Here is an 11,991-nt window from a genome sequence, read left to right on the forward strand (position 1 = left end):
GCCGTCGGGTGAACGGTGCCGTGCGAATCTGACGGATTCGCACGGACACGTTAGATTGACATTTCGACTTTCACGGTGCCGCCAGTCGGCCGCGCCGTGCCCAGGTTGGCATCGTGTGAGAGAGGACCACCGGCTTTGGCCACCGCTAAAAAGAAACAGGGCTTCTTTGGAGGACCCTTCTTCTGGATTCTTCTTGCACTGCTGGTGCTGATTCCGGTGTTCACCACGTTGACCTCCAGCGACGGCAACCGGGTGGACACCAACGTGGGTCTGGAGTTGCTCAATGACCACAAGGCCACGGAAGCAAAGATTTACGACGGCGAACAGCGCGTTGATCTGACCTTGGCGGATGACTACTCCGCCAACGGGCAGGACTACGGCAAGAACGTCGAGTTCTACTACGTGGAGCCGCGTGGGCAAGAGGTGGTGGATGCCATCAACAACGCGGACCTGCAGAGCTACACGGACCAGCCTGTGCAGAGCAACTGGCTGTTGTCCATGCTGCAGTTCCTTCTGCCCTTCTTGATCATCTTGGCCATCTTCTGGTTCATCTTTGCCCGGATGCAGGGCGGTGGTTCCCAGCTGATGAAGTTTGGCCGTTCCAAGGCCAAGCAGTTTGACAAGGACAATCCGCAGGTGACCTTTGCGGATGTTGCCGGTGCTGATGAGGCCGTTCAAGAGCTGGATGAGATCAAGCAGTTCTTGGTGGAGCGTGACCGCTTCACCGCGCTCGGTGCCTCAGTGCCCAAGGGCGTTCTGCTCTACGGCCCGCCAGGTACGGGTAAGACTCTGCTGGCCAAAGCAGTTGCCGGTGAGGCATCGGTGCCGTTCTTCTCGATCTCCGGTTCGGACTTTGTGGAAATGTTTGTTGGTGTGGGTGCCTCCCGTGTGCGGGACCTGTTCCAAACCGCCAAGGAAAACGCCCCGGCCATCATCTTTGTGGATGAGATCGACGCCGTGGGTCGTCAGCGTGGTGCCGGCATGGGTGGCGGCAATGACGAACGCGAACAGACTCTGAACCAGCTGTTGGTGGAGATGGACGGTTTTGATGCCAACACCAACATCATCCTGATTGCCGCCACCAACCGTCCCGATGTGCTGGACCCGGCTCTGCTGCGTCCCGGTCGGTTTGACCGTCAGATCGGTGTGGAGGCTCCGGACATGAAGGGCCGCGAACAGATTTTGCGCGTGCACTCCCAGGGCAAGCCGCTGCACGAGTCCGTGGATCTTGCTTCCGTGGCCAAGCGCACCCCCGGGTTCACGGGTGCTGAATTGGCCAATGTGATGAATGAGGCCGCGTTGCTCACCGCGCGCTCCCACGCCCAACTGATTGATGACCGTGCGGTGGATGAAGCCATTGACCGCGTGATTGCCGGACCGCAGAAGCGTTCGCGCTTGATGAAGGAGCACGAACGGAAGGTCACGGCCTACCACGAAGGCGGGCACGCACTGGTGGCAGCGGCACTGCGCAACACGGACCCGGTCACCAAAATCACCATCCTGCCGCGCGGCCGGGCACTGGGCTACACCATGGTGATGCCGGCAGATGACAAGTACTCCACCACCCGCAACGAACTGCTGGACCAGATGGCCTACGCCATGGGCGGCCGCGCGGCGGAGGAGATTGTCTTCAAAGATCCGTCCTCGGGTGCCTCCAATGACATTCAGAAGGCCACTGACACAGCCCGGAACATGGTCACCCAATTCGGTATGTCCACTCTGGTGGGCTCGGTGAAGCTGGGCGGCGCCAACTCCGAACCGTTCATGGGCCGGGGTGGCACGGAGGAACGCGGTTATTCGGAGGCCACCGCCGCCGTCGTGGATCAGGAAGTCCGCGCACTGCTGGAGAATGCGCAGGATGAAGCCCACCGCATCCTGATTCAGAATCGTGAAATCCTTGACCGTCTGGCCTTGGAACTGCTGGAGAAGGAAACTCTCAATGAGGCGGAGATTGCCGAAATCTTCCAGGACATTGTCCGCCAACCCGAGCGCGACCAGTGGATTTCCAACCAGGGCCGGGAGGTTTCCGAGCTGCCTCCGGTGACCACCACTCGGGAGAAGGAAGAACTGGCGCAAGCCTCCCAGGAGGAACGCGAGCAGTTCGAGCGCCTTCCCGGTGAGGGTGAGGCGGAACAGAATCCGCAAGATCCGCAGGACGTGAACGGGGGGAACACCCCGTGGTAGACCAGCCGCGCATCGCAGCAGCCGTCCGGGAGATCCTGGAAGCCATTGGCGAGGACCCGGACCGGGACGGTCTGCGGGACACACCGCAGCGGGTGGCGCGCGCTTACCAGGAGATGTTTTCCGGTTTGGGTGAAGGGCCGGAGGATGTTTTGGCCACCACCTTTGACATCGGTCATTCGGAAATGGTGCTGGTCAAGGACATCCCGTTCTACTCAACCTGTGAACACCACCTGGTGCCGTTCCACGGCCAGGCGCACATTGGCTACATTCCCGGGGAGGGTGGCCGGGTGACCGGGTTGTCCAAGTTGGCGCGGTTGGTGGACGTTTATGCCAAACGGCCCCAGGTCCAGGAGCGGTTGACCACGCAGATTGTGGAGGCGTTGGTGGAGCATCTGGCAGCCAAAGGTGTGATTGTGGTGGTGGAGGCCGAGCACCTGTGCATGTCCATGCGTGGTGTGCGCAAGCCCGGCACCAAAACAGTCACCTCTGCCGTCCGCGGACAGTTGCACGATCCGGCCACGCGGTCGGAGGCCATGAGTTTGATTTTGGGCCGCTGACTCTTGCCAGCCGCACCCGTCCGGGGCAAGGGGTTGGGGTCAGCCGAGAACGGAAGGCGAGCATGACGGAGCACCAGCGCACGGACACCGCGCCGGCCGCGGTGCTGCCGCATGCGGCGTCGGGGACCGTGCGGGGCTGGGGTGCGTGGAGCAATCTGCCGCAAGAACGCACGTTGCTCATGGGGGTTCTCAATGTCACCCCCGACTCTTTTTCCGATGGCGGTTTGCACCACACGCACAGCACGGCCATTGCGCACGGGCTGTTGTTGGCGGAGCAGGGCGCGGACATGGTGGACGTGGGTGGTGAGTCCACTCGCCCCGGCGCCACGCGGGTGGACCCCGCGGAGGAACGACGCCGCATCCTCCCCGTGATTCGTGCCCTCACCGAGTCCGGGGTTGTGGTCACGGTGGACACCATCAATGCCTCCACGGCGGAGGCGGCTTTGGACGCGGGGGCGCACTGCATCAACGATGTTTCCGGGGTCAGCACCACGCAGGAAATGGTGGAGCTGATAGCGCGGCGCCAGGTGCCATACATTGTGATGCACTCCCGCGGGAACCCCGGAACCATGGATTCACTGGCGGTGTATGACCACCTTGTGGAGGATGTCCTGCGGGAGTTGGCGGAGGTTGCTGATCGCTTTGTCACTGCCGGTGTTGATCCAGCGCTCTTGGTTCTGGACCCTGGTCTAGGTTTTGCCAAGGGGGGCCAGCAGGACTGGGAACTGCTGCGTGCCCTCCCACGATTCACGGAGACCGGGCACCCCATTTTGGTGGCAGCCTCCCGCAAACGGTTCATCGGCAACCTCTTGGCAGTGGACGGAGTACCCCGCCCTGCGCGGGAGCGTGATGTTGCCACAGCTGCCATCTCGGCTCTTGCCGCTGACCGCGGTGCCTGGGCGGTGCGCGTCCATGACGTGGCCACCACCCGGGATGCCTTGGCCGTGGCTCAGGCATGGAAGGGGAGCAACGCATGAGTCAGGATCGAATCACTCTGACCGGAATAACGGGGTACGGCTATCACGGTGTCCTACCGGAGGAGAAGGCCACGGGACAGAACTTTGTGGTGGATGCCGTGCTGTCCCTGGACCTGCGTGCTGCGGGTGGCTCTGATGACCTCAGCCAGACGGTTCATTACGGTGAAATCGCGGAGTTGATTCACCACCACATCGTCTCTGAGCCCGTGGATCTGATTGAATCCCTGGCACAACGTACTGCACTGGAGATTTTGCAGCGCTACCCGGCGATTGAGCGGGTGGAACTGACCGTCAACAAGCCCAAAGCACCCATCACGGTGCCATTTGCCAATGTGGCCGTCACGGTCATCAGGGAACGAGGATCATGAGACAGGCCGTTATTGCACTGGGCTCCAACTTGGGTGACCGCGCAGAACTCTTGCGGGCCGCCGTGGCTGATTTGAATGCAGCAGAGGGTGTTGAGGTACTGGCGGCCTCACCCGTGGTGGTCACCCATCCCGTGGGGGGCCCGGAAGAACAGCCGGATTTCCTCAATGCCGTGGTGCGTGTTGAAACCACGCTGGGTCCGTTTGAGCTGCTGGAGCTGTGCCAGAGCATTGAAAACGACCACGACCGGATTCGGGACGTGCGGTGGGGCCCCCGGACCTTGGACCTGGACATCATTGATTTCGGCGGGCTGCGCATGGATGAACCCGTGTTGACTTTGCCCCACGCGCGGGCGGCCGAGCGGGCCTTTGTGTTGGTGCCCTGGGCCATGATGGACCCGGAGGCAAGGTTGGGTGGCCAGCTGGTGCGCGCGCTGGCCGAACAGGCGGCGGACCTGCAGGGCATTGCCCCGCAGAGCTATCCGCTGCTGACCGATCCCCACGCCCAAGGCCCGGAACGGTGACCGTGCGGCCCCTGACCATCCGCCTTCTGGTGATGCTGGCAGCACTTGCCTTCTCCGGCAGTTGGGCTGCCGATCTCCTGTCCGGGCGGCTGGGTGGACCGCTGCTGACCCTGCCATGGGCTGCTGGAATCGCGTTGCTGATCCAAGCGGCCGTACTGGTCCTGCTGGGCCTGCAAGTCCGTAAGATGCGCGACGGCGACTCCACCGTGCGGATGGATCGCACCTGGGGAGCTGTCACGGCGGCCCTGGCACAGGCCAATGCGGTGGTTGGTGCTTTGATGGCCGGGTGGCATGGGCTTTTGGTCATTGACCAGGCCACTTTGGTTACCGTGCGCTCAAATCAGGCTCCGCTGTGGCTTGTGATCGGGATGACCGCAGTGGGTATGGTGCTGTGTGTGGTGGGACGCGTGGTGGAAGGTTTCTGCCGCTTGCCACCGGACGATCCCGAGCAGCCCGAAGGCCATCAGGAGCCCCAGCGGGGTTATCCCGCACAGGAGGGTGGGATGGCGCGAACTCGGCATCACAGCAAGACCTACCGTGGGGAGCGCAACGGATGACTGAGCAACTTCAAGACCACAACCAGCAGCCCCGGCCTCAGCCGCAGGCCGGTGCAACGCACAGTCAGTCAGAGCCACGGTATGACCAACCTGGGGCTCACCAAGAACAGCCTCCCGCAGGACAACTGACCCCGCTGGGTGCTGATGACCCTGCCACTCGCCCGGGGTCTGGCTCACAAACAGGTCAGTGGCAGGGGATCAGCCCACGTTTCATTCCACTGACCTGGATCAATGAGGTCATCACGGTCATTTTCCTGTTGGCCATCACGGGGTGGCCGGTAGTGCTCAAACTGCTGGGCCCGTTTTCCGGGGCCTCTTGGTGGTGGTTGTTACCGCTGCCAGGGCTGGTTCTGCTGATCTTCGTCATCAACATGCTCCTCACGCCGCGCCGGGTCCGGGCCCATTGCTACCGAGAAGACGCAGATGAGTTCCTGGTGCGTAGGGGGCTGATTTACCGCCGGTTGGTGGTGGTTCCCTACGGACGCATGCAGTATGTGGACGTCAACTCCGGGCCGCTGATGCGCGCGTTTGGCTTGGCGGAGATCACCTTGCACACAGCTTCCCCGCAGACCAACACCAAATTGCCCGGGGTGAGCGCGGAAGAGGCCAACCGGTTGCGTGAACACCTCACGGAGCGCGGCGAAGACCGCTTGATCCAGCTGTGAGCACCCACAATGTTCCGATGGGCCAGGACACCACGGAGACGTGGCACCGCCTGCATCCGCTGAGCCCGTTGGCACGCGGGTGGATTGCTCTGGCCGTGGTGGTGGGTGTGTGGCTGAACACCGTGGTCAATGGGCTGGTGGATGACGCCACCGGGCGCAGGGACGAATCCGAATCGGGCCCGGAGTCCCTTCCGCCGATCCTGGATTTCATCGCCACCATGCCCAACTGGATGTTCTACGGTGCCATGGCCCTGGTGGGTGCGGTGATCGCGGGAGTAGGTGCCGTGTACGTGTGGTGGTTCACCCGCTACCAGGTCACGGACACCCACGTCAGATTGCGTACGGGCTTGGTTTTCCGACAGGAACGTCAGACCCGGTTGGACCGCGTTCAGGCACTGGATATTCAGCGTCCCCTGGTTCCGCGGTTGATGGGCCTGGCCGAACTCCGGTTTGAGGTGGCTGATTCCGGGGAAACCTCTGTGGTGCTGCGGTATCTCAAACACGCTGATGCTCGCCGGCTGCGCAAGGATCTCTTGGGGGCCATCGGAACAGGGGCGGCCTCCGGCAAGGCGCAAACTGCGGGTTCCGCGCCGAGTGGGGGAGGGGCGTCGTCGTTGCGGGGCGCCGGGGAATCCGGAAACGCCATTGGTCTGGACGAGGCTGGTGAGGACGAGCAGCTGATTCTGTCCTTGCCGCTGAGGCGCGTGATTGCAGCGCGGCTGCTGACGGTCTCCTTCCTGGTGCTGTGTGCGGCAGTGGTTGCCGTGACCGTGCTGGCATTTCTTTTTCCGCGGGTCATCCTGGCCATGCTGGTGGGCTTTGTCCCAACCGCCCTGGCGTTGGGCGGTGTGGTGTTCAAGGCGCTGGAGGTCAGTTGGGGGTTCAAGATGTTCCGCACCCCGGAAGGCGTGCGGCTGCGGTACGGACTGCTCAACAAAACCTCCCAGACCGTGCCCACCGGGCGGATCCAGGCGTTGGCCCTGTACCGGCCGCCCCTGTGGCGCTGGGCCGGGTGGTCGCTGGTGCACGTCAATATTGCCGGGTACGGCGGGGAACTTGACGGCAGCTCTGCGGGCAGCCGCGCGGTATTGCTTCCCGTGGCCACGGATGCGGACCTGGAACTGTTGTTCGCCCAAGCCCTTGAGGTTCCGGATGCCGGTCACCTGAGCGGCTTGGCGGTGGAGGGCCTGGTGGGTGAGGCCGTTCCCACATCGCGTTTCCACAACTCGCCGCGTCGGGCCCGTTGGGTGTCTCCCGTGGTGCGATGCCGTTATGGCTACGCGGTGACGGACCACATGGTGGTGGCACGCGCTGGGCGTGCTTATCGCATGTGTTTTGTGGTTCCGCACAGCAAGATCCAGTCCATCGGTCTGGACCGGGGGCCGATTTTGCGCAGGCTGCGTTTGGCTGACGTCAACTTGCATTCGATCGCTGGGCCGGTCAGGGCATTTGTGGCTCGAATGGACCAAGCTGAGGCGGAAGAGTTTCTGGTGCAGCAACTTGCCCGCGGCCGCGCCGCACTGGCTGTCGCTGCGGACCCGCAGGCCCACTCCAGCAGTGGGGCTCACCCGTGGGGGAGCGGTGCACATTCTGATCCCCACGACGCCGTCTCCGGCCGCTCATCTCCTGCGCCGCTGCCCTGGGCGCGGACGAAGGCGCCCGTGTACGGTCGGCCAGCGGCGCCGGGGGCAACGGCCCCTGGTGTAGCGGCCCCTGGTACAGCGGTACAGGGCAACTCGTTCGCACCCACCTCTCCTTCCGACAACACATTGTTGAACTCTGTGCACCATCCAGGAGCCACCACATGAGCGCACCCTCCAACCGACCGGGCCGTCTGGGCGTGGGGGTGATCGGCGCAGGACGGGTGGGTGCTGTTCTGGGTGCGGCGTTGCGTGCCGCCGGGCACGCGGTGTTTGGCGTCTCAGCCGTGTCCCAGGAATCCAAGGAACGCGCGGAACTGCTGCTGCCCCAGGTGCCCGTGCTCAGCGTCCCGGAAGTCGTGGAGCGTGCCGAATTGGTGCTGCTTGCCGTCCCGGACGATCAGCTTCCGGACCTGGTGGTAGGACTGGCCCAAGCCGGACATTGGCAACCCGGGCAGCTGGTGATCCACGTGGCGGGCCGCTGGGGAACTTCGGTGCTGGAGCCAGCCCGGGCAGCCGGGGCCATTCCCTTGGCCATCCACCCCGCCATGACCTTCACGGGCATGTCCATGGACCTGGATCGGCTGGCTGACTGCCCTTTCGGCGTGACTGCACCGGCCGCCGTGCTGCCCATTGCCCAAGCGCTGGTGGTGGAAATGGGCGGCGAACCCGTGGTGATTCCGGAAGCAGACCGCACTCTCTACCACGCAGCGTTGACCCACGGGGCCAACTACCTGACAACCCTGGTGGGGCAGGCCACTCAACTACTCACTGAGATCGGCGTGGAAGAACCGCAACGTCTTCTGGGCGCGCTGAGCCGAGCCAGCGTGGACAACGCCCTACGTTCCGGGGAGTCCACTCTGACCGGGCCGGTGGTCCGCGGCGATGCCGGCACCGTACGCGAACATCGCCTGGCGCTTGCAGAAGCCGCTCTGGCCAGCGGCAAGCAAGACATCCTGCGGACCTACGTGGCCTTGGCGCGGGAAACCGCTCACAGAGCCTTGGAACGGGGAGCCCTGAGCCCCACAGCGCATCAGGTGGTGCTGGACGCACTGGGTGCAGAATCCCCCCACCTGCCCCGGTGGGAGCAGGACGGGTCCACGGCTGAAGCCGATACCGCCCAAGGGTCACAGGGCGGACCCGTGGTGGTCACCAACCCGGAGGAATTCCGGCAGTTCCTGGCCGCCCGAGCCGCGGTTGTCGGCCCGGAAGCCACCGTGGGGCTGGTACCCACCATGGGAGCGCTGCACGATGGCCACGGCCACCTGGTGCGCCAGGCCCGGGGGGAGAACGACGTCGTCGCGGTTTCAATTTTTGTGAATCCCCTTCAGTTCGGGCCCACCGAAGATCTGTCCCGATACCCCGCCGATCTTCCCGGGGACCTGCAGCGGCTCCGGGAGCTGGGGGTGGATGTGGTGTTCGCGCCGAGTGTGGACCAGATGTACCCGGGTGGGTTGCCGCTGGTTCGTATCAGTTCCGGGGATCTGGGGACGCGGTTGGAGGGGGGCTCCCGCCCGGGACACTTTGACGGGGTGCTCACGGTGGTGGCCAAACTGTTTGCCCTGGCCGGGGGTCCTCACCGGCTGCGCTCCTACTTTGGGCAGAAAGACGCCCAACAACTACTGATCGTTGAGCGGATGGTGCGGGATCTCAATCTGGCGGTGGAAATTCGGCCCGTGCCCATTGTGCGCGCACCGGATGGGTTGGCGCTGTCCTCCCGTAATTCCTATTTGAACGACGACGAACGTGCCGCCGCCCTGGTGCTCTCCCGCACCCTGTCCCAATTGGCGGGAGGCTCTTTGAATCTGGGCGCAGCCCGCGAACAGATCCAGGCTCAGCGCATTGGGGATTCAGAGCAGTCGGTTGAACTGGATTACCTGGTGGTGGTGGACCCGAACACCCTGGAGTCGGCCGAACCGGAACCCGGGATGCTGGCACTGGTGGCAGCGCGGGTGGGCAGTACGCGCCTGATCGACAACTGGCCGCTGTGAGTGGCCACCACTCGACTAGGGATCAGGCGGGGCTGACCGTTATCCTGGGTCATCGTGACCACCCCTGAGAATACCCAGCGCCCCAGCACCAACAACTCCGCCAATGCGGGCCACAGCGCCGCCAAAGGTGAGGAGCGCGCCGCTGGCGTGGACAAGCAAACTTCCATGGTGGATGAGCAAATGGAATACCGTCTGGCCAAGCGGCAAGCGCTCTTGGACTCCGGGCGGGAGGCTTACCCGGTTTCCGTGCCGCGTACCCACACCATTGCCCAAGTGCGTGAGACGTGGTCTCACTTGGAAGCCGGGGATGAAACCGATCAGGTGGTTTCCGTGACGGGCCGCGTGGCTTTTGTGCGCAACACCGGCAAGCTGTGCTTTGCCGCCATTCAGGATGGAGACGGCACGCAACTTCAGTTGATGCTCTCCCTGGCGGTGGTGGGTGAGCAAGCTCTGGGTGAATGGAAAAACCTGATTGACCTCGGGGATTTTGTGTCTGCCACGGGCCGTGTGATCTGTTCACGGCGCGGTGAGCTCTCCATCATGGTGGAGCAGTGGGAAGTGGCTGCAAAGGCCCTGCGCCCGCTGCCGAATCTTTACCAGGGCAGCGAACTCAATGAAGAAACCCGGGTCCGGCAGCGCTACCTGGATCTGCTGGTCCGCCAATCTGCACGTGATGTGGTCCGCACCCGAGCCACCATCATCAAGACCGTGCGCCGTACCTTGGAAGACTCCGGGTACTTGGAAATTGAGACTCCCGTACTGCAACTGATCCACGGCGGCGCCACCGCGCGACCGTTCGACACTCACCTCAATGCCTTTGATCAGCCCATGACCTTGCGCATTGCCACCGAGCTGTTCCTCAAGCGGGCTGTGGTGGGCGGCGTGGAGCAGGTTTTTGAAATTGGCCGGGTGTTCCGCAATGAGGGTGTGGACTCCACGCACAGCCCGGAATTCACCACGCTGGAGGCTTACCAGGCCTGGGGCGATCAATTCACCATGGCGGCTCTGATCCAACAGATCATTGTGGCCTGTGCTGACGCGTTGGGCATTGACGGCCCGCTGCAGACAGCCAAGGGAGACATTGACCTGCGTGGCGAATGGGCGTGGATGGGGGTTTACCCCGGCCTGTCCCAAGCGGTGGGCCGTGAGATCACTCCTGAGACGTCGGCCCAGGAGCTGCACGGCATTGCAGCTGAACACAACATTGCCGTGAAGCCTGAGTGGGACGCTCAAAAGTTGGTCATGGAGCTGTTCGGGGAAATTGTTGAGCCTGCATTGATTCAGCCCACCTTTGTTTACGATTACCCTCCGGCGGCCCAACCGCTTGCTCGTCAGCACCGCAGCCAAGATGGCGTGATCGAAGCATGGGATCTGATCATTGGCGGTATGGAGCGGGGAACGGCTTTTTCAGAATTGATCGACCCCGTTGTTCAACGTGAACGACTCACCGAGCAGTCACGTTTGGCCGCAGCCGGAGATGATGAGGCCATGCAGCTGGACGAGGACTTCTTGCGTGCGCTGGAGCACGGTGCACCCCCCATGGGTGGTTTGGGCTTGGGTCTTGATCGGCTCATCATGCTGTTCACGGACCTGGGCATTCGGGAGACCATCTTGTTCCCCCTGATGAAGCCGGAAAAGGACTGAAGTCATGTTGGATTATCTGGCAGTTCTCTTGCCGTCCATTGGAGTGGGGCTGATTTTTTGGTTCGTGATGCGCTCCGTCATGCGCGCTGACCGCGGTGAGCGGGAGGCTGAGAAGGCTGCACGGCAGGACGCTGAACAGTGGTATCGGGACGTCAAAGCCCGTGCAGGTCAGAGTGGCGAGGGTGTAGGAAGAGCTGAATCCGGGCGGGACCAGGTTTCGCGGAAAGATGAAAAATAATCTCAGGTTTGCCGTGTGATCAGTAGTAGGTAACGGGTACGCAGGTGTGCTGCGTGGCCGGTGATCTTGCTCCGCAAAGATGAGAATTCTCTGATAATCAGGATGGAGTTCTTCTCCACCTAATTGCATAACTGCACCATTAGGTTTACGGTTGGGATCATCGAGGAGATCGGTGGCAGAGCTTTCCTTTGGAATGTCTGTCCATGACTCCCGCCCTGTACCGCAATCGAAATCGGGAGAGATCCACACAATGGCACAGACAGTAAAGATCATCCTTGAGGACGACCTTGACGGCGGCCCCGCTGACGAAACCATCCGGTTTGGTCTAGATGGCAATTCCTACGAGATCGACCTCTCCAGTGCAAATGCTGACAAGCTGCGGGGTGCAATCCGTCCGTTCGTCTCCAAGGCCCGCCGTGCTTCCGCAGCCAAGGGCCGTGGTGGTGCAGCACGCGCCGCTGCTACTCGCGGCAACCCGGACACTCCCAAGATTCGTGAGTGGGCCAAGTCCAACGGCTACAACGTTTCGGACCGCGGCCGTATCCACCAGGAGATCCAGGACGCGTACTACGCAGCCAACAAGTGATCGGTGGCCGGGGCCAACTGGTTTCGGCTGAACCATTGCTCAGGGACCGGGCGAACATTGGAT

12 protein-coding genes are annotated in these 11,991 nt (G+C 62.8%); all 12 read left to right on the plus strand.

Features of this window, described 5'->3' with window-relative positions; translation table 11 throughout:
* Positions 1 to 135: 135 nt before the first annotated feature.
* The 12 genes from ftsH (at position 136) to Q4G32_RS04060 (ending at position 11,928) form a co-directional block, all read left to right on the plus strand.
* Entirely contained in the window at positions 136 to 2,184 is a 2,049-nt protein-coding gene (gene ftsH, locus Q4G32_RS04000) for an ATP-dependent zinc metalloprotease FtsH (protein WP_303349375.1), read from the plus strand.
* Positions 2,178 to 2,741 (plus strand): GTP cyclohydrolase I FolE, encoded by a 564-nt coding sequence (gene folE / locus Q4G32_RS04005; RefSeq protein ID WP_303349376.1) that lies wholly within the window; start codon positions 2,178 to 2,180, stop codon positions 2,739 to 2,741. Before ftsH ends, folE begins: the two co-directional genes overlap by 7 nt.
* A gap of 62 nt (positions 2,742 to 2,803) precedes the next feature.
* Positions 2,804 to 3,718, plus strand: a complete 915-nt coding sequence (gene folP, locus Q4G32_RS04010; RefSeq protein ID WP_303349377.1) for a dihydropteroate synthase — start codon at positions 2,804 to 2,806, stop codon at positions 3,716 to 3,718.
* Entirely contained in the window at positions 3,715 to 4,086 is a 372-nt protein-coding gene (gene folB / locus Q4G32_RS04015) for a dihydroneopterin aldolase (RefSeq protein ID WP_303349378.1), read from the plus strand. The genes folP and folB overlap by 4 nt, the downstream gene beginning before the upstream one ends.
* Complete coding sequence (gene folK, locus Q4G32_RS04020) at positions 4,083 to 4,607, plus strand: 2-amino-4-hydroxy-6-hydroxymethyldihydropteridine diphosphokinase (RefSeq protein WP_303349379.1); 525 nt, start codon at positions 4,083 to 4,085, stop codon at positions 4,605 to 4,607. Before folB ends, folK begins: the two co-directional genes overlap by 4 nt.
* A complete protein-coding gene (locus Q4G32_RS04025; protein WP_303349380.1) occupies positions 4,604 to 5,164 on the plus strand; it encodes a DUF3180 domain-containing protein in 561 nt (186 codons plus the stop codon). Before folK ends, Q4G32_RS04025 begins: the two co-directional genes overlap by 4 nt.
* Positions 5,161 to 5,829 (plus strand): PH domain-containing protein, encoded by a 669-nt coding sequence (locus Q4G32_RS04030; protein WP_303349381.1) that lies wholly within the window; start codon positions 5,161 to 5,163, stop codon positions 5,827 to 5,829. The genes Q4G32_RS04025 and Q4G32_RS04030 overlap by 4 nt, the downstream gene beginning before the upstream one ends.
* 17 nt (positions 5,830 to 5,846) lie before the next feature.
* The gene (locus tag Q4G32_RS04035) at positions 5,847 to 7,637 is read left to right on the plus strand and encodes a PH domain-containing protein (RefSeq protein WP_303349382.1); all 1,791 of its coding nucleotides are present in this window, start codon (positions 5,847 to 5,849) and stop codon (positions 7,635 to 7,637) included.
* On the plus strand, positions 7,634 to 9,460 hold the full coding sequence (gene panC / locus Q4G32_RS14025; RefSeq protein ID WP_441327456.1) for a pantoate--beta-alanine ligase: 1,827 nt from the start codon (positions 7,634 to 7,636) through the stop codon (positions 9,458 to 9,460). The genes Q4G32_RS04035 and panC overlap by 4 nt, the downstream gene beginning before the upstream one ends.
* A 165-nt stretch (positions 9,461 to 9,625) precedes the next feature.
* Positions 9,626 to 11,104 carry a lysine--tRNA ligase gene (lysS, locus tag Q4G32_RS04050; RefSeq protein ID WP_303349574.1) on the plus strand — a complete coding sequence of 493 codons (1,479 nt, stop codon included), beginning with the start codon at positions 9,626 to 9,628 and terminating at the stop codon, positions 11,102 to 11,104.
* A 4-nt stretch (positions 11,105 to 11,108) separates the two neighbouring features.
* Entirely contained in the window at positions 11,109 to 11,342 is a 234-nt protein-coding gene (locus Q4G32_RS04055; protein WP_303349383.1) for a hypothetical protein, read from the plus strand.
* Positions 11,343 to 11,592: 250 nt separating this feature from the next.
* On the plus strand, positions 11,593 to 11,928 hold the full coding sequence (locus Q4G32_RS04060; RefSeq protein WP_303349384.1) for a histone-like nucleoid-structuring protein Lsr2: 336 nt from the start codon (positions 11,593 to 11,595) through the stop codon (positions 11,926 to 11,928).
* Positions 11,929 to 11,991 lie beyond the last annotated feature (63 nt).

The organism is Kocuria sp. (assembly GCF_030538595.1).
In the GTDB taxonomy this organism is placed as follows: Bacteria; Actinomycetota; Actinomycetes; order Actinomycetales; family Micrococcaceae; genus Kocuria.

Coding starts and splice junctions, on each gene's coding strand:
- folB (WP_303349378.1), top strand. CDS start 3,715: ATGAGTCAGGATCGAATCACTCTGACCGGAATAACGGGGTACGGCTAT.
- panC (WP_441327456.1), top strand. CDS start 7,634: ATGAGCGCACCCTCCAACCGACCGGGCCGTCTGGGCGTGGGGGTGATC.
- folK (WP_303349379.1), top strand. CDS start 4,083: ATGAGACAGGCCGTTATTGCACTGGGCTCCAACTTGGGTGACCGCGCA.
- folP (WP_303349377.1), top strand. CDS start 2,804: ATGACGGAGCACCAGCGCACGGACACCGCGCCGGCCGCGGTGCTGCCG.
- Q4G32_RS04055 (WP_303349383.1), top strand. CDS start 11,109: ATGTTGGATTATCTGGCAGTTCTCTTGCCGTCCATTGGAGTGGGGCTG.
- Q4G32_RS04060 (WP_303349384.1), top strand. CDS start 11,593: ATGGCACAGACAGTAAAGATCATCCTTGAGGACGACCTTGACGGCGGC.
- Q4G32_RS04030 (WP_303349381.1), top strand. CDS start 5,161: ATGACTGAGCAACTTCAAGACCACAACCAGCAGCCCCGGCCTCAGCCG.
- Q4G32_RS04035 (WP_303349382.1), top strand. CDS start 5,847: ATGGGCCAGGACACCACGGAGACGTGGCACCGCCTGCATCCGCTGAGC.
- lysS (WP_303349574.1), top strand. CDS start 9,626: ATGGTGGATGAGCAAATGGAATACCGTCTGGCCAAGCGGCAAGCGCTC.